A 14,140-nucleotide genomic window follows, 5' to 3' on the forward strand; every position below is an offset into this window, starting at 1 on the left:
CGGGAGCGCCAAAAGAATAGCAATAAGGAAGTTCGAGTGAGCAAACAACAAAAAATCCTTTTTATTGATCGTGATGGCACCTTAATTGTCGAGCCGCCGATTGATTTTCAAGTAGACCGTTTAGACAAACTAAAGCTAGAGCCATTTGTTATCCCAAGCCTGTTGTCGTTGCAGGATGCAGGATACCGTCTAGTGATGGTCACGAACCAAGATGGTTTGGGTACCGACAGCTACCCACAAGAAGATTTTGATGCACCACACAACATGATGATGGAGATCTTTGAATCTCAAGGTGTGAAGTTTGATGATGTGCTGATTTGTCCTCACTTCGATGAAGATAACTGCTCTTGCCGTAAGCCTAAATTGGGCTTGGTAAAAGAGTACCTTCAAGGTGGCAAAGTGGATTTCCAAAACTCTGTTGTGATTGGCGATCGTCAAACCGATCTTCAACTTGCAGAAAACATGGCAATTCGTGGCATTCAATACAACCCAGAAACCATGGGTTGGAAACAGATCCTGAAAGATCTAACGGTGAAGGCTCGCGTTGCTGAAGTGGTTCGCACCACAAAAGAAACAGATATTAAAGTATTCGTTAATCTTGATGAGCAAGGTGGTAACGACATTTCTACAGGTCTTGGCTTCTTTGACCACATGCTGGATCAAATTGCGACGCACGGTGGATTCCAAATGGTGTGCAAAGTGGAAGGTGACCTGCACATTGACGATCACCACACAGTAGAAGATACCGCTCTTGCGTTAGGTCAAGCCTTGAAAGAAGCACTGGGTGACAAACGTGGTATTGGTCGCTTTGGCTTTAGCTTGCCAATGGATGAGTGTTTGGCGCAATGCGCACTAGACCTATCAGGTCGTCCTTACCTTAAGTTCGACGCGCAATTCAGCCGTGAGCAAGTGGGTGATCTTTCAACAGAGATGGTGGTTCACTTCTTCCGCTCTCTGACTGACACATTAGCGTGTACGCTGCACCTGTCTTCAGCGGGCAACAATGATCACCACATCATTGAAAGCTTGTTTAAAGCGTTTGGTCGTACTTTGCGCCAAGCAATCAAAGTAGAAGGCACTGAGCTACCAAGTAGTAAAGGCGTGCTTTAAGGCTAACCTTAGCAAGGAGAAAAACAGTGACAGAACAGAAAGTTGTCATTATCGATACTGGCTGTGCCAACGTCTCTTCGGTGAAGTTTGCTATTGAACGCCTAGGCTATGACGTAACGATTTCAAAAGATCCGCAAGTTGTGTTATCGGCAGATAAGCTATTCCTACCAGGTGTGGGAACTGCCAGCGAAGCGATGAAGAACCTAGAAGAGCGCGATCTTATCAGCTTGGTAAAACAGGTAGAAAAGCCGCTGTTAGGTATCTGTTTAGGCATGCAACTGCTGGGCAAAGTGTCTCAAGAGAAAGGGCAGAAAGCCGACGAGTTGGTCGAGTGTCTTGGACTTTGTGATGGCGAAGTGAAGCTACTACAAACTGGCGATTTGCCGCTGCCGCATATGGGGTGGAACACGGTCTCTGCAAAAGCAGGTAGTCCACTTTTCAAAGGTATTGAAGAAGGAGAGTATTTCTACTTCGTGCACAGCTTTGCAATGCCTGTTGGGGATTACACGATTGCTCAATGCGAGTACGGCAACCCGTTCACAGCAGCAGTACAAAGCGGTAACTACTACGGCGTGCAATTCCACCCTGAGCGTTCTTCAAAAGCGGGCGCGAAGCTTATTCAAAACTTCTTAGAATTATAAAAGGGATTTAGTGTGATTATTCCAGCTCTTGATTTAATTGAAGGACAGGTGGTTCGCCTTTATCAAGGTGATTACGGCCAAGTAACTGAGTACAAAGTCGACCCAGCAGAGCAGTTCAACTTGTACCACCAAGCTGGTGCTAACTGGCTGCACTTGGTGGATTTAACTGGCGCGAAAGACACGACAGCACGCCAGCTTGATTTGATTGCAAAGCTACTAGCAAGCACGCCAGCGAACATCCAAATCGGTGGCGGCGTACGTACAGAGCAAGACGTGATTGACCTGCTAGAAGCTGGTGCTCAGCGTGTTGTTGTTGGTTCGACAGCAGTAAAACAGCCAGAGCTTGTGAAAGGTTGGATGGAAAAATACGGCGCAGAGAAAATCGTTCTCGCGCTAGACATCAACATCGATCAAGACGGCACGCGTAAAGTGGCGATCTCTGGTTGGCAAGAAGACTCAGGCGTGACTATCGAAGCTCTGATCAACGATTACCTAACGGTAGGTTTGCAGCACGTGCTTTGTACGGACATTTCTCGTGACGGTACGCTAGAAGGCTCAAACGTAGAGCTTTACGTTGACCTATGCAAACAGTACCCACAAGTGCAGTTTCAATCTTCAGGTGGCATTGGCTCATTAGCAGATATCGAAGCGCTAAAAGGCAGCGGTGTGGCTGGTGTGATTGTTGGTCGTGCACTGTTAGATGGTAAGTTCACAGCAGAGGAGGCGTTTGCATGTTGGCAAAGCGAATAATTCCATGTCTTGATGTTCGTGATGGACAAGTGGTAAAGGGCGTTCAGTTCCGTAACCATGAAATCATTGGCGATATCGTTCCTCTGGCGCAGCGTTATGCGGAAGAGGGCGCAGACGAGCTTGTGTTCTACGATATTACTGCTTCAAGTGATGGTCGTGTCGTCGATAAAAGTTGGGTTGCTCGCGTTGCTGAAGTGATTGATATTCCTTTCTGTGTGGCTGGTGGTATTAAATCAGCGGAAGACGCAGCGCGCATTCTTGAGTTTGGTGCAGACAAGGTGTCTATCAACTCACCTGCATTAGCGAACCCGCAATTGATTACTGACCTTGCTGATAAGTTTGGTGTGCAATGTATCGTCGTTGGTATCGATTCATACTACGACAAAGAGACGGGCAAGTATCAGGTTTACCAGTTTACTGGTGATGAAGAACGCACCAAAGCGACCCAATGGGAAACGCGTGATTGGGTGCAAGAAGTACAAAAACGCGGCGCTGGTGAAATCGTACTGAACATGATGAACCAAGACGGTGTGCGTAACGGCTACGATATCGAACAACTGAATATGGTGCGCGAAGTATGTAATGTACCGCTGATTGCATCGGGTGGCGCGGGTGCTATGGAGCACTTTGCGGAAGCATACCAAAAAGCCAATGTGGATGGCGCGCTTGCCGCATCGGTATTCCACAAACAAGTCATCAACATTGGTGAATTAAAGCAGTATTTGAAACAACAAGGCATTGAGGTACGACTATGAGTGTGAAAGCCGCCGAAGTAAGTTCGCTAGCTGAGCGAATCAACTGGGAAAAGGTGGATGGTCTGGTACCTGCCATCGTACAAGATTTCCAATCAAGCCAAGTGCTGATGATGGGTTACATGAACCAAGATGCGTTGGCAAAAACGGGCGAAACTGGTCAAGTGACGTTTTTCTCTCGAACCAAGCAACGTCTTTGGACGAAAGGTGAGACTTCTGGCAACGTATTGCAATTGGTGAACATGCAGCTCGATTGCGACAACGATACGCTACTGGTGAAAGTTAATCCCATTGGCCCTACGTGTCACCTGGGTAACACAACTTGCTGGGATGTGGACCCTCAAGAGGAGTCACAAATGGTGTGGCTTCATCAACTTGAGCAGCTATTGGCTGCCCGCAAAAGTGCCGACCCAGATTCCTCTTATACTGCCAGTCTTTATGCCCGTGGCACCAAGCGTATTTCGCAAAAAGTGGGCGAAGAAGGCGTTGAAGTCGCGCTTGCGGCGACGTCGGGTGATAAGGCGGAGCTAGTGTGTGAATCAGCAGACTTGGTTTACCACTTGCTGGTATTGCTTCAAGACCAAGGCTTATCGATGAATGACGTAGTGAACAAACTGAAAGAGCGTCATAAGTAAGCTTGCTATAGATAAGTGAAAGCCCCTATGCTCTCGAGCCTAGGGGCTTTTTTAATTTAGTGTTCTTGATTCGGGGTAAAAACCGGCAACAGTGCTAGTAGCGATTAGATTCTGAATCACACTCGTTCCTCGCTGTTCAGAATGACGGTATATTTTCTAATGGTGCTTGCAGTAGAGTTATTTACTTCAAACAGGTACATATATTCACGTCACTCCAACGAGCCTAGGCGAGATCAGGAATTTCATTAAAGAGAGCTCAATAAGCTAGGAGTGGATGATCTTACCCACAACACTTCTTAAATTTCTTACCGCTTCCACAGATACACGGGTCGTTACGACCTACTTTTAGGCTACTTACTGGCTGGTTTAAGCGTGGATCTTGTTCTGGCTCTTCTTGTGGCTCTTCTTCAGGAAATGTGCCGTCAATGTAGTACCAAAGTCCATTTTCTTTTACAAAGCGAGAACGCTCTGTCATACAGTAGCGCTTGCCGTCTTCATCAAAATAAGCGCTAAATTCGACAAAGCCTTCATTGTCATTACTGCCAGCTTCTGTTTTTACAACTTCAAGTTTGCACCAATCGCTGTCGATAGATTGGGCAATGCCTTCACGTTGCTCTTCTGCATTACAGCTTGGGTGGTACGTGTTCACTACGTAATCGACTAGACCTAACACATGCGCACTGTAACGAGAGCGCATTAACTGCTCTGGAGTGGTGACGTCAGCATGGTTGTTGTGGGCCATTTCACAACACTGTTGGTAGGTGCGGTTAGATCCGCAAGGGCAAGAAGAAGCCATAAAATGAAATCTCGATTAATTAAGCGGTAAAAACAAACAACCTCACAATTGCGAGGCTGGGGGTGAGGCATTATAGCGATTTAGGGCGTTTGAGACAGCAGTTCTTGAGCCCATTCCGTCGATTGATTAAAAGCGTCCGCTAATTGAGGTTCGGTTAATTTAAGAACGGTGCAATATCGCTCGGCTAACTCCCAGTCCGCTTGTTCATAGGCGATTGTCATCGAAAGTAAGTGACCAAGTACGCCTTTTCGACTGGTTAATGCGAGTTTTATATCTTCGTCAACGGGGATATCTTCAATGACATCCGAGAGCGGTTGATCGAGCAAAGATCCGAGTAAAGAAAACATGCCTGTCAAAAAAGCCTGCCCAGGGTCATACCTAGTGTTCATTTGACTAAGTAACAGTTCACACATTCGTGCACGCTGAATCGCTAAAGAGTAAAGAGAGTCAGGTTTATCTTCTTGAACGGACGCAATTGCAACTAAGGAAATAAAGCGTCGTAGTCGCTCTTCACCCAGATAAATAAGCGCCTGTCTGAACGACTTAATCTTGGTCGTTAATGTATATCCTGAATTTACGTAAGTAAGCAACTTGTATGACAGCGTCACATCAATTGAAAACAGACGTTCAACCTCATTGAAGTCGATGGGCTTATCTGCAATCTCTTTACAAAGCTGGATGACGGTAAGAAACGCGGGGTTCAACCGTTTTTTCTGGATCATCTCAGGTTTGCTAAAAAAATACCCTTGAAAATAGTTAAAACCGGCTTCTAGAGCTTGCTCAAACTCTTCATAGGTCTCTACCTTTTCCGCAAGAAAGTCGATTTTAAATGGGCTCAACGCCTGAATAAAAATGGCAGCTTTCTTGATCGGCACAAGTCTAATATCAAACTTGATCATGGAAACGTATGGAAGAAAACGCTTCCAAGCTTTCGTCGGAACAAAATCATCCAGAGCAATTTTGTATCCGCACTCATGAAGGTGCTTGATGGCTTCTAACAGTTCTTCTGTCGGTTCGCAGTCTTCAAGGACTTCAATGACGAGAGATTCTTTAGGGAACAAAGTTGGGACCAAGTTCACCAAGCTTTGATGCGGAAAGTTAACAAAGCCAAGTTTGTTTCCTAATGTGTTGTAATGCGTCGACAAAAAATGATCGGATAGCAGTCGACTAGTAGCCAGCTCTGGTTCTACTTCAGGGAAGGTATTTTTAGGGCCGTCTCGAAAGAGGAGTTCGTAACCTATGGTTCGTTTTTCTCTATCCAGAATCGGTTGGCGAGCTACGTAAGAATACTTCAATTAGGTACTTCGTTCTGTTTAACTTAGTATTATGATAATAGCGATTTTTTACAAAATATCTACGACTTGAGCGTGAATCTTCTACACGCTCTACATGCTTAACGCAAATTCTGTATGAACGGTCTCGTTTGTAGGTCAAAACTATCAGAATTTACTTTTAAAACTGAGCCTTGCGTATACCAATCCCCTAAAACAATTCGGGTCTTTTTAACGCCATCGACGTCAAAAAAATGTGTGTTCGGGCGATGTGTGTGACCATGAATCATTAAGTTGACGCAGTTCTGAGACATCACTTTCTCGACCTCATTTTGGTTGACGTCCATGATATCTAATGACTTGCTCATTTTATCATCACGAATATCGGATTGAACTTTTGAGACAATTTTCTTCTTAATGAACCAAGGAATACGGTTAAACAACCATTGTAGCCATGGCTTGTGAACGGTTTTTCTAAACTCTTGGTATTTCACATCGTCAATGCAGAGCGTATCGCCATGTAGGATTACGGCTTTTTGACCATAAAGATCAATCGTGCAGACATCGTCGAGTAATGTCATACCGGTTTCTTTGCAAAAGCGTTTGCCGAGTAAAAAATCTCGATTGCCTTGGATGAAAAAAGTTGGCACACCCGCATCCGTCAGTGCTTTAAATTCTGCACGGATTTGGTCTGCAAAAGGGGTGTTGTCATCGTCACCAATCCAGAATTCAAACAGATCGCCGAGTACATAAAGTGCATCAGCTTTTGTTGCTTCTGTTCGCATGAACGTCACAAAACATTCCGTGATATCAGGACGTGATGGGGTAAGGTGAAGATCGGAAATAAATAATGTCGTCATAGAAATAAGGGGAAGCTATGCCTCCCCATTAACTTATCTTTTAAAAATAATTCCTAAGAATTACTCTTCAATTGTTGTACCAGTGATTACTACGTCTTCTAGAGGTACGTCTTGGTGCATGCCGTAAGAACCAGTGCTAACGCCTTTGATCTTATTTACGATGTCCATGCCTTCGATTACTTCACCGAACACACAGTAACCCCAACCGTCTAGGCTTTCGCTACGGAAGTCTAGGAACGTGTTGTTGTTTACGTTGATGAAGAACTGAGAGCTTGCTGAATGCGGCTCCATAGTACGTGCCATAGCAAGTGTACCCACTTTGTTGCTAAGGCCGTTGTTTGCTTCGTTCTTGATAGGTGCACGAGTCGCTTTTTCACGTAGACCAGACTCCATACCACCACCTTGGATCATGAAGCCGTCAATAACACGGTGGAAAAGCGTGTTGTCGTAGAAACCGTCGCGGCAGTACTGAAGGAAGTTTGCGCTTGTCTCTGGCGCTTTCTCTTCGTTTAGTTGAATCTTGATGTCACCAAAATTAGTGTGAAGGGTGATCATGCTACTTTCCTTTACTGTGTTGTGTTGAGCCCGAGATTCTAGCCTAAGTTCTAGTGCTTTAAAAACTCAGGAAGAGGAAATTCTTCGTTTTGTGCTTGAAGTTTAGCCGATTATCGTTTTATCGGTTAATTGCTATTACCTAACTAGGTTGGAGTTGATATACTCATCTTCTTTTATTCATTCACAATCATAGATAGAGATCATGTTAAAGATATATAACACACTCACAAGACAGAAAGAGGAATTCAAACCAATTACAGCTGGCAAAGTCGGTATGTATGTCTGTGGAGTTACCATCTACGATCTCTGTCACATTGGTCACGGTCGTACTTTCGTCTCTTTTGACGTTGTATCACGTTACCTTCGCTACTTGGGCTATGATCTGACGTTTGTACGTAACATCACAGATATCGACGATAAGATCATCAAACGTGCCGCAGAAAATGGTGAGTCTTGCGATTCATTGACTGAGCGTTTAATTGGTGAAATGCACGCTGATTTTGATGCGCTGAACATGAAACGCCCGGACGTTGAACCTCGTGCGACACAGTTTATTGCTGAAATCATCGAATTGGTTGAGAAGCTAATCGAGCGCGGTTTTGCATACGTTGCAGATAACGGTGACGTAATGTTTGAAGTGGGCAAGTTCAACGAATACGGTAAGCTGTCTAAGCAAGACCTTGATCAGCTTCAAGCTGGCGCGCGCGTTGATATCGAAACAGCAAAACGCAGCCCTCTAGACTTTGTACTTTGGAAGATGTCTAAGCCGGGTGAACCAACGTGGGAGTCACCATGGGGTCCTGGTCGTCCAGGTTGGCACATTGAGTGTTCAGCAATGAACTCTTCAATCCTAGGTAACCACTTCGACATTCACGGCGGCGGTTCTGACCTTCAGTTCCCACACCATGAAAATGAAATCGCGCAATCATGCTGTGCACACGATACACAATACGTGAACACATGGATGCACAGCGGCATGGTAATGGTAGACCGTGAGAAGATGTCTAAATCTCTAGGTAACTTCTTTACTATCCGTGACGTTCTTGGTCACTACGATGCTGAAACAGTGCGTTACTTCCTAATGTCTGGTCACTACCGTAGCCAGTTAAACTACAGCGAAGATAACCTAAACCAAGCACGTGCTTCGCTTGAGCGCCTGTACACATCTCTACGTGGTTTAGACCTAAACGCGGCGCCTGCTGGTGGTGAAGAATACGTATCTCGCTTCACTGCAGCGATGAACGATGACTTCAACACACCAGAAGCATACTCAGTACTGTTCGACATGGCGCGAGAAGTTAACCGCCTGAAGACAGAAAACCTAGAGAAAGCGAGCGAACTCGGTGCGCTAATGCGTGAACTAGCTGACGTGATCGGTATTCTTCACCAAGATCCTGAAGCCTTCCTAAAAGGTGATGCGGGTAACGATGATGAAGTGGCTGAAATCGAAGCTCTGATCAAGCTGCGTAACGACTCTCGTGCTGCGAAAGATTGGGCGAATGCAGATATGGCTCGTGACAAGCTGACCGAAATGGGCATTGTTCTGGAAGATGGTCCAGAAGGCACAACGTGGCGTCGTAAGTAATTGAATTTTCATTTTTAAAGGGCTGATAATTCAGCCCTTTTATTTTCCATTTCCATAAATTAAAACTTTAACTTTAGGTAATGCTCTGTGGCTCAGATGTATTTCTATTACTCAGCAATGAATGCGGGTAAATCAACAACGCTTCTTCAATCCTCTTTCAACTATCAAGAACGCGGCATGACGCCAGTTATTTTTACGGCTGCGCTAGATGATCGTTTTGGTGTCGGTAAAGTGAGCTCTCGTATTGGTCTTCAATCTGACGCACATTTATTTCGTCAGGATACCAATTTGTATCAGGAGATCGCAGCTCTGAATGAGGTTGAAAAACGTCACTGTATTCTTGTTGATGAGTGTCAGTTCTTGTCGAAAGAACAAGTTTATCAACTTACTGAAGTCGTTGATAAGTTGCATATTCCAGTATTGTGTTACGGCCTTCGCACCGATTTTCTAGGCGAACTTTTTGAAGGCAGTAAGTATCTATTATCTTGGGCGGACAAGCTGGTTGAGCTCAAAACAATCTGCCATTGCGGCCGCAAAGCGAATATGGTTATTCGTACCGATGAACACGGCGTGGCAATTAAAGAAGGCGATCAAGTTGCGATCGGCGGTAACGATAAGTATGTCTCCGTATGCCGCCAACATTACAAAGAAGCGCTCGGTAAATAAGCCGTATTGATACAGAAAAGCCACCGTACTTGGTGGCTTTTTGTTGTCGGTTAGAAAAAGCTAGCCTAAGTCAAAACCAAACCGCTCGAGTAAAACCTGGTAAGAAGATTCAACTTGATGAGGGATGTTCTGCTCGGTTTGAAATCCTTTCTCTGGATAGCTTTTTACGCGAGAGAAATCTTCCATTAGTGCTTCTAGCACCATCATTAATGGCATGTCTTCATTAATGTATTCAAAAAATGGAAGAGCCGCAGAGCTTACTTGGAGCTGAGTGTAGGGTGACTGCCACTGTTTTTCAAATGTCGCGATTGCTCTACGCTCCATAAACGGTTTTTGTACCAGAATAAACGAGGAACATTGTTTTCCTTCCTCTTTTAATCGTTGCTCAGTAAAGCGGACGTTTTCTCCGCTGTTTGTGGATTTAGTCTCGAGCAAAATTGCTTCGCTTGGAACGCCCGACAACTTTGCAATCTCGGCAAAGGTTTCTGCCTCGCTTTTTTCAAACAGTCCATCTGTGAAGCGACCTTCACCCCCTGAAAATACAATCAAAGGTGCCAACTTTTGGTGGTAGAGCTTGGCAGCGTGCTCCGCTACACGCACATCATTACTGCACATCACAAACAAACAGTCCGCAGGCTTCAGTTCATGTTTAAGTTGCATGTAATCCCAAAGCGTTTCTATATGTCTATAGAGTCTCATAGCGCATCCAAAGTTGAATTGAAGTGAAATCGATAACCAAGTGAGAGTAGTTTGTCAGCAAGAATACGCTTGTCAGCTTGCTCTGTGACGGGTGGAAGAGGTATCTCACTTCCGATTTTGTTTATGGCAGCTTGGTAGAACTCAGCCTTGCTGACAGTATGAGGTGTCGTAACATTAATGACTTGGTTGCTTAAATTGCCTAAGGCAAATTTCGCAGCCGAGACAGCATCATCTTGATGAAGCATATTAGCTGGTGCTTTACGACTAACTTGTTGAAGCCTTGCTGCAAAGCGAGATGGGTGTCTATCTGGCCCGATTAATCCGCTACAACGTAGAATAACAAAGCTAATATTCGAGTCGATAACATGCTGCTCTGCTTGAAGCATAATACGTGCATTGTCAGAGAAATAAGGGCTTTCGGCTGCTAAAGAGAGTGACGCGTCAGCTTCTTCCATATCGGAAGCAAGGTTAGGGTAAACCGTTGTAGAGCTGATCATGAGAAGTTTTTCAACGTTGTTTTGCTTAGCTGCGTTGGCAAGTATTTGCCATTGCTGTGCATATTCTTGACCGCGTCCTTTACGAAATCCTGGAGGAAAAGCACCGATAACGTGCGTAATTTGATGCTGTTTGAGCAGCTCATCTAGCCGTGCTGTGGCGTTCAATTGATTGAAATCGAACAATGCGGAGTGAGTTAATGAGGTGGGTAACTCTTTTAATCGAGTTTGGCTACGACGAGTGACAACAACATAGTGTCCATCTTTCATCAATGTTTCTGCTAGCGGAGTTCCGAGCCAGCCTGCACCTACGATCAATGTATTTGCCATTTGGGTCTTCCTACTTACTTATGTCTGCCCGAATAGGTTGAGCAGTTCTGCTTTGGCTTGTTGATGGAGGGGATCTGAATGCCATTTCTGGTGCTGAATAAGGTCAACATTGACTTGCCAAGCCAGTTTTGTGAAATCATCCCCAACTTTTTTTAATGTATTAGGTGAATACGCGACTAAATGCTGTGGTAGAAAGCACCAACCAAACCCTTTATTCGCCAATTCCAACAAAATATAGTAGTTATCAGCGTACCAGATATCTGGGCTAAATGCTTGATTGAGGCCACATGGCTCTGCACTTTTGGATCGTATGACCAATTGACGATGTTGTTTTAATTGATCAATGTGAGTGATTTGCTGCTTTGCTAAAGGATGTGTTGAAGAGACATAGACATCAAATGCAATATTGCCAAGATTGGTGAAATCGATGTGCCTTGGCATTTGTAAATCACTCAAAATAATCCCAGTCGTGGCGCGTTCCGACTTAACCAATTCAATGATATCAGGGCTTGATGCCGTTAAGCATTCAACTTGTAAGTGTGGAAAGCGTTGCTCTAACTTCTTTAGCACATCCGGCAAGCGAGTCAGAGGAATCCCTTCATCAATAGCTAAGACTAATTTGTTCGTTGGCGTGGAAAAGAGCTGCGATGCCCTATTGTTTAGGCGGTCGAGTTGGCTGATTGTTGCTTGTGCATAAGGTACGAGCGCGAGGCCATTCTCTGTTAATTTAGGGTACCTGCCTGATCGATCGAAAAGCTCAACACCACAGTCGATCTCCATATTCATGATGTGCTGGCTCACTACAGATTGAGCTCGCCCCAGTTTTCTAGCTGCTCCTGAAAATGATCCTGCTTCTGATGTAGCAATGAAAGCTTGCAGTTGTTCGATGGTAAACATATCGCTTAAACCGATGGTATCTAACTTTTGGTTATCTAAATAATAGATAAAATTCTAAGCATTGAGTAGAACTATTTGGACAGAGAAATATGACTCGTAACGAACGAATTTTTCATGCAGTACTTTTTGAGTTAATCGCACTCGCGATTATTGTACCAGCGGCTTCATTGATCACTGGAAAGGGTTCTAGTGATCTCGCGTTGGTTGGGATCGGGTTGAGCATGTATACCGTGATATGGAACTACATCTACAACTTGTACTTTGATAAGTGGTTTGGTGGCAATCGAGCTGAGCGAAGTTTAGCGATGCGGCTTGGACACACTATTGGTTTCGAGGGAGGATTGATCTTTATCTCTCTACCTGTGATTGCCTGGTTCTTAGAAATTACGCTTCTTCAAGCTCTAATGCTGGAAGCCGGCTTCCTCGTTTTCTTCCTATTTTATGCCACTGGTTTTAACTGGTTGTATGACAAGGTTCAACCATTTAGCAAAATGAAAAAGCGATTATTGCCACAGGCATCGACAGGAAAAATATAGGACTAAAAAACGCCACCGAGTTCGGTGGCGTTTTTTGTTCAAATTACACAGACAAAACTCTTAAAATCTTATCTGCATGTTCTGCAACTTCAATGCCTTCGTCTGTTAGATAACCACCGTCAGGCTGTGTACAAAGTTGCTTCTTATATAGACGAGCAACGGCTGCCTGCATTTCTTCTGACGCGTCTGTATGAACTTTAATACCAGTTGCAGCACTACTTAGGTCGAACTGAAGAAGTAGATTCAATTCGGCGATATGTTCAGCTGAATATTTCATAAATGATTCCTTTGCGCTTTTTTTACCAAGCTAGTCTGAAAAGTAGCGTTGGGCAACATTCAACGACAAGAAGTGTTAAGTATGGCGCTATCAGGCTGATATAACGCAGGATCTTTGTTCGAAAGGCCGAATACTTGTTAAGTATCAATGATACTTACGGTAGCGAATGATAGGCGCTATTTATTGCTTGATCTCCCAATAACAACGATTTTAGTAAACACGCCAAATAGCACTTGAAAAAATAAGGAAATAGAGCGATTATCCGCGCCTCTTTAAATGTTTCTAAATGTTACACCAGAATGAACTTTAATCAGTTTGACTCACTATTACCGCCACAAGCTGCGGAACGCGCGGCTGAAGTGGGGGTAGGCAAAGCAACGAAAGCTCCAATCAAATCTTTTCTGCTCGCCATTTCTGCGGGGCTTCATATTGGTATTGCTTTCATCTTCTATACCACAGTAACAACAGGCGCAGGCGAGCTGCCTTGGGGCATTACACGACTCATTGGTGGTCTGGCATTTAGCCTTGGTTTGATTTTGGTGGTGGTTACTGGCGGCGAGCTTTTCACTAGCTCTGTGCTGACACTAGTTGCGCGTGCGAGTGGAAAAATCTCTTGGCAAGCACTTATCAAAAACTGGTTGGTGGTTTACTTTGGCAATATGGTTGGGGCCATTTTGCTCGTGGCCTGTATGCTAGTTACCAAGCAATATATGTTTGATCATGGCCAAGTTGGTCTCAACGCGATGGCGATCTCCCAACACAAATTACATCATGGTTTCTTTGCTGCTGTTGCGCTTGGCATTATGTGTAACGTATTAGTTTGTATTGCAGTTTGGATGACGTTTAGTGGGCGAACATTGACAGATAAAATAGCGGTCATGATTTTGCCTGTGGCTATGTTCGTGTCGGCAGGTTTTGAGCACTGTATTGCGAATATGTTCCAAGTACCTATGGCGATTGGTATTAAGTACTTTGCGCCAGAAGCGTTTTGGCAAATGACAGGGGTAGATATTGCAAACTACGCGGACTTAAACATGATGGGGTTCATCGTAAACAACCTAATTCCTGTTACGATAGGAAACATTATTGGTGGTGGCGTATTTGTTGGCATGTGGTATTGGATGATTTATCTACGCGATGAAGATAACCATTTGCGATAAGTTTAGAAGATCACAAGAAAGGCGAACCAGATGGTTCGCCTTTCTTTTTATTTTCAGCCCTAAACCACCTACTTCAGTAGGTGGTTATCATCCGTTTCGGCTTTGCCTGTAAAACTACTCATGCTA

The 14,140-nt window shown here is 44.5% G+C and carries 17 protein-coding genes; 9 read left to right on the top strand and 8 right to left on the bottom strand.

Annotated features, from left to right (window positions below; translation table 11 throughout):
• Nucleotides 1-36 precede the first annotated feature (36 nt).
• The 5 genes from hisB to hisIE are packed head-to-tail and all read left to right on the top strand — an operon-like array spanning nucleotide 37 to nucleotide 3,888.
• Complete coding sequence (gene hisB / locus R7Q38_RS11065; protein ID WP_033905090.1) at nucleotides 37-1,110, top strand: bifunctional histidinol-phosphatase/imidazoleglycerol-phosphate dehydratase HisB; 1,074 nt, start codon at nucleotides 37-39, stop codon at nucleotides 1,108-1,110.
• A 26-nt stretch (nucleotides 1,111-1,136) separates the two neighbouring features.
• Complete coding sequence (hisH, locus tag R7Q38_RS11070) at nucleotides 1,137-1,751, top strand: imidazole glycerol phosphate synthase subunit HisH (RefSeq protein WP_318114223.1); 615 nt, start codon at nucleotides 1,137-1,139, stop codon at nucleotides 1,749-1,751.
• A gap of 12 nt (nucleotides 1,752-1,763) precedes the next feature.
• Nucleotides 1,764-2,501 carry a 1-(5-phosphoribosyl)-5-[(5-phosphoribosylamino)methylideneamino]imidazole-4-carboxamide isomerase gene (hisA, locus tag R7Q38_RS11075; protein WP_005390889.1) on the top strand — a complete coding sequence of 246 codons (738 nt, stop codon included), beginning with the start codon at nucleotides 1,764-1,766 and terminating at the stop codon, nucleotides 2,499-2,501.
• Complete coding sequence (hisF, locus tag R7Q38_RS11080; RefSeq protein WP_004749837.1) at nucleotides 2,483-3,256, top strand: imidazole glycerol phosphate synthase subunit HisF; 774 nt, start codon at nucleotides 2,483-2,485, stop codon at nucleotides 3,254-3,256. The genes hisA and hisF overlap by 19 nt, the downstream gene beginning before the upstream one ends.
• A complete protein-coding gene (gene hisIE / locus R7Q38_RS11085) occupies nucleotides 3,253-3,888 on the top strand; it encodes a bifunctional phosphoribosyl-AMP cyclohydrolase/phosphoribosyl-ATP diphosphatase HisIE (protein WP_020196969.1) in 636 nt (211 codons plus the stop codon). The genes hisF and hisIE overlap by 4 nt, the downstream gene beginning before the upstream one ends.
• 280 nt (nucleotides 3,889-4,168) lie before the next feature.
• On the opposite strand, the gene R7Q38_RS11090 is transcribed toward hisIE, so the two are convergent.
• The 4 genes from R7Q38_RS11090 to R7Q38_RS11105 form a co-directional block, all read right to left on the bottom strand.
• Nucleotides 4,169-4,684 (bottom strand): YchJ family protein, encoded by a 516-nt coding sequence (locus tag R7Q38_RS11090; RefSeq protein WP_262639274.1) that lies wholly within the window; start codon nucleotides 4,682-4,684, stop codon nucleotides 4,169-4,171.
• 80 nt (nucleotides 4,685-4,764) lie between these two features.
• The gene (locus R7Q38_RS11095; protein WP_005378158.1) at nucleotides 4,765-5,979 is read right to left on the bottom strand and encodes an EAL and HDOD domain-containing protein; all 1,215 of its coding nucleotides are present in this window, start codon (nucleotides 5,977-5,979) and stop codon (nucleotides 4,765-4,767) included.
• A 98-nt stretch (nucleotides 5,980-6,077) separates the two neighbouring features.
• The gene (gene lpxH, locus R7Q38_RS11100) at nucleotides 6,078-6,815 is read right to left on the bottom strand and encodes a UDP-2,3-diacylglucosamine diphosphatase (RefSeq protein ID WP_005389817.1); all 738 of its coding nucleotides are present in this window, start codon (nucleotides 6,813-6,815) and stop codon (nucleotides 6,078-6,080) included.
• 60 nt (nucleotides 6,816-6,875) lie between these two features.
• On the bottom strand, nucleotides 6,876-7,370 hold the full coding sequence (locus R7Q38_RS11105) for a peptidylprolyl isomerase (protein WP_005378156.1): 495 nt from the start codon (nucleotides 7,368-7,370) through the stop codon (nucleotides 6,876-6,878).
• A gap of 202 nt (nucleotides 7,371-7,572) precedes the next feature.
• Between R7Q38_RS11105 and cysS the strand changes: the two genes are divergently transcribed.
• On the top strand, nucleotides 7,573-8,955 hold the full coding sequence (gene cysS, locus R7Q38_RS11110) for a cysteine--tRNA ligase (protein WP_005378155.1): 1,383 nt from the start codon (nucleotides 7,573-7,575) through the stop codon (nucleotides 8,953-8,955).
• An 87-nt stretch (nucleotides 8,956-9,042) separates the two neighbouring features.
• Nucleotides 9,043-9,621 (top strand): thymidine kinase, encoded by a 579-nt coding sequence (locus tag R7Q38_RS11115; protein WP_005378154.1) that lies wholly within the window; start codon nucleotides 9,043-9,045, stop codon nucleotides 9,619-9,621.
• A 60-nt stretch (nucleotides 9,622-9,681) separates the two neighbouring features.
• Here the strand turns inward: R7Q38_RS11115 and R7Q38_RS11120 are convergent, their stop codons facing one another.
• The 3 genes from R7Q38_RS11120 to R7Q38_RS11130 are packed head-to-tail and all read right to left on the bottom strand — an operon-like array spanning nucleotide 9,682 to nucleotide 12,041.
• A complete protein-coding gene (locus tag R7Q38_RS11120; protein ID WP_239938342.1) occupies nucleotides 9,682-10,320 on the bottom strand; it encodes a YdcF family protein in 639 nt (212 codons plus the stop codon).
• A complete protein-coding gene (locus tag R7Q38_RS11125) occupies nucleotides 10,317-11,144 on the bottom strand; it encodes an NAD-dependent epimerase/dehydratase family protein (protein WP_064353801.1) in 828 nt (275 codons plus the stop codon). The genes R7Q38_RS11120 and R7Q38_RS11125 overlap by 4 nt, the downstream gene beginning before the upstream one ends.
• A gap of 18 nt (nucleotides 11,145-11,162) precedes the next feature.
• Complete coding sequence (locus tag R7Q38_RS11130) at nucleotides 11,163-12,041, bottom strand: LysR family transcriptional regulator (RefSeq protein WP_005378151.1); 879 nt, start codon at nucleotides 12,039-12,041, stop codon at nucleotides 11,163-11,165.
• A gap of 89 nt (nucleotides 12,042-12,130) precedes the next feature.
• On the opposite strand from R7Q38_RS11130, the gene R7Q38_RS11135 reads away from it, so the two are divergent.
• On the top strand, nucleotides 12,131-12,577 hold the full coding sequence (locus R7Q38_RS11135; RefSeq protein ID WP_213966530.1) for a PACE efflux transporter: 447 nt from the start codon (nucleotides 12,131-12,133) through the stop codon (nucleotides 12,575-12,577).
• A 43-nt stretch (nucleotides 12,578-12,620) separates the two neighbouring features.
• On the opposite strand, the gene R7Q38_RS11140 is transcribed toward R7Q38_RS11135, so the two are convergent.
• Complete coding sequence (locus R7Q38_RS11140; RefSeq protein WP_005387662.1) at nucleotides 12,621-12,854, bottom strand: TIGR02647 family protein; 234 nt, start codon at nucleotides 12,852-12,854, stop codon at nucleotides 12,621-12,623.
• A gap of 299 nt (nucleotides 12,855-13,153) precedes the next feature.
• On the opposite strand from R7Q38_RS11140, the gene focA reads away from it, so the two are divergent.
• Nucleotides 13,154-14,014, top strand: coding sequence for a formate transporter FocA (gene focA, locus R7Q38_RS11145; RefSeq protein ID WP_054577945.1), 861 nt, complete (start codon nucleotides 13,154-13,156; stop codon nucleotides 14,012-14,014).
• The last annotated feature ends 126 nt before the right edge of the window (nucleotides 14,015-14,140 follow it).

Source organism: Vibrio sp. Vb0598 (assembly GCF_033338935.1).
Taxonomy (GTDB): domain Bacteria; phylum Pseudomonadota; class Gammaproteobacteria; order Enterobacterales; family Vibrionaceae; genus Vibrio; species Vibrio alginolyticus.

Bases quoted from the DNA above. Each gene is read 5' to 3' on its own strand.
- hisF (WP_004749837.1), top strand. From the start codon at position 2,483: ATGTTGGCAAAGCGAATAATTCCATGTCTTGATGTTCGTGATGGACAA.
- hisIE (WP_020196969.1), top strand. From the start codon at position 3,253: ATGAGTGTGAAAGCCGCCGAAGTAAGTTCGCTAGCTGAGCGAATCAAC.
- R7Q38_RS11090 (WP_262639274.1), bottom strand. From the start codon at position 4,684: ATGGCTTCTTCTTGCCCTTGCGGATCTAACCGCACCTACCAACAGTGT.
- lpxH (WP_005389817.1), bottom strand. From the start codon at position 6,815: ATGACGACATTATTTATTTCCGATCTTCACCTTACCCCATCACGTCCT.
- R7Q38_RS11105 (WP_005378156.1), bottom strand. From the start codon at position 7,370: ATGATCACCCTTCACACTAATTTTGGTGACATCAAGATTCAACTAAAC.
- cysS (WP_005378155.1), top strand. From the start codon at position 7,573: ATGTTAAAGATATATAACACACTCACAAGACAGAAAGAGGAATTCAAA.
- R7Q38_RS11120 (WP_239938342.1), bottom strand. From the start codon at position 10,320: ATGAGACTCTATAGACATATAGAAACGCTTTGGGATTACATGCAACTT.
- R7Q38_RS11125 (WP_064353801.1), bottom strand. From the start codon at position 11,144: ATGGCAAATACATTGATCGTAGGTGCAGGCTGGCTCGGAACTCCGCTA.
- R7Q38_RS11130 (WP_005378151.1), bottom strand. From the start codon at position 12,041: ATGTTTACCATCGAACAACTGCAAGCTTTCATTGCTACATCAGAAGCA.
- R7Q38_RS11135 (WP_213966530.1), top strand. From the start codon at position 12,131: ATGACTCGTAACGAACGAATTTTTCATGCAGTACTTTTTGAGTTAATC.
- R7Q38_RS11140 (WP_005387662.1), bottom strand. From the start codon at position 12,854: ATGAAATATTCAGCTGAACATATCGCCGAATTGAATCTACTTCTTCAG.
- focA (WP_054577945.1), top strand. From the start codon at position 13,154: ATGAACTTTAATCAGTTTGACTCACTATTACCGCCACAAGCTGCGGAA.